General features: G+C 59.2%; 2 protein-coding genes. One reads left to right on the top strand and one right to left on the bottom strand.

Features of this window, described 5'->3' with window-relative positions:
• Nucleotides 1-277 precede the first annotated feature (277 nt).
• Nucleotides 278-910, top strand: a complete 633-nt coding sequence (locus E0T84_RS31565) for a hypothetical protein (RefSeq protein ID WP_138746426.1) — start codon at nt 278-280, stop codon at nt 908-910.
• Between the two features lie 24 nt (nt 911-934).
• Here the strand turns inward: E0T84_RS31565 and E0T84_RS31560 are convergent.
• On the bottom strand, nt 935-1,131 hold a 197-nt coding region (locus tag E0T84_RS31560; RefSeq protein ID WP_138746425.1), incomplete at its 5' end, for an ATP-binding protein.

Genomic DNA, 1,131 nt, shown 5'->3' with positions numbered 1-1,131 from the left:
GTGCCACCCCCACCGGCATAGGCCCCGAACCCACGGGCGAACGTTGGCTTGTGCGAGATACCAGCGGGTTGTCGAACCCAAGCCAACGTTGGGCGCGCAGGCGGGTCACGCCTCTGAATGGGCAAAAAAATAGCCCCTGGGCAGGGGCTATGGTGGTGCGCGATACTGGGATTGAACTTGTACCAATTCCAACGTGTCGAGTAACCGTCTGAACTGCATCAACAAGCATTCTGACCTGCTGATGTAGCTGAAGGCTCGCCAATCAGCCTTTGATCAGATGGGCACGCCGCAGACCGACAAATTGATTGCGGCGATTATTGCCGGCGAAGGCCCCATTGATGAGCTTCGCGCGGATGCTTTGGCCGAGCATGCCAGCGCGTCGATCGTCCATAAGGTTCACGATGCGGTATTCGAGCGGTCAATTCATATTCTGCATCAATTCGCGCCGTATCCCACTGTTCAAAAGAAGTTCAATGATGTGTGGGGTAAGTTCGCGAAGACCGCCGATCTGGTCAACGTCGATGAAACTGATTCGGAAGTCATTGGTGGGCTCGATCAGAAGCAATTGGCAGCGTGGCGTGATGCAAAAAACTATTCCGGTGAATTGAATAAGCTGATTGACGCGCTGACGGTTGCCGCGCAGCTTTCGGGCCAGGGCCATCCGCCGGGCACCGACGGCTCGGCCCCCAGCGTGAACTGGGATGCAAATTTCGAGCTGGGCCTGGTGGTCGATCCGACCGGGTTGCATGTCCGTCGGCTTTGGGAGGCTTACAGCGCTACCGGCCGGTGTGGTGCCTGGGCTGGTCTACATCGCCTCGGCGCCAAGGTCGGTGCGAAGGATCTGGCCGACTACGAACCGCAGCGCCGACTGTCAATGGCCAAGTTGATGTCCCCACTGGTGGCCAGGTAAAAGTCCCCGCCCCGTGCGGATAGTTCAGGGGTTGGTCAGGGTGTCCTCCTTGCGGTGTTTGGCGTCTTTCATGCGGTAGGAGTCGCCGGTGGTGATGACGACGGTGGCGTGGTGCAGGAGGCGGTCGAGGATGCTGACTGCGGTGGTCTGCTCAGGTAGGAAGCGACCCCATTGTTCGAACGGCCAGTGCGATCCGATGGCCAGGGAGCGGCGTTCGTAGG

Source organism: Mycobacterium sp. DBP42, assembly GCF_005924235.1.
GTDB lineage: Bacteria > Actinomycetota > Actinomycetes > Mycobacteriales > Mycobacteriaceae > Mycobacterium > Mycobacterium syngnathidarum.
Note: the sequence above shows the minus strand (reverse complement) of the source record. Positions and strands in the feature narration are given on the sequence as shown.

Bases quoted from the DNA above. Each gene is read 5' to 3' on its own strand.
- E0T84_RS31565 (WP_138746426.1), top strand. From the start codon at position 278: ATGGGCACGCCGCAGACCGACAAATTGATTGCGGCGATTATTGCCGGC.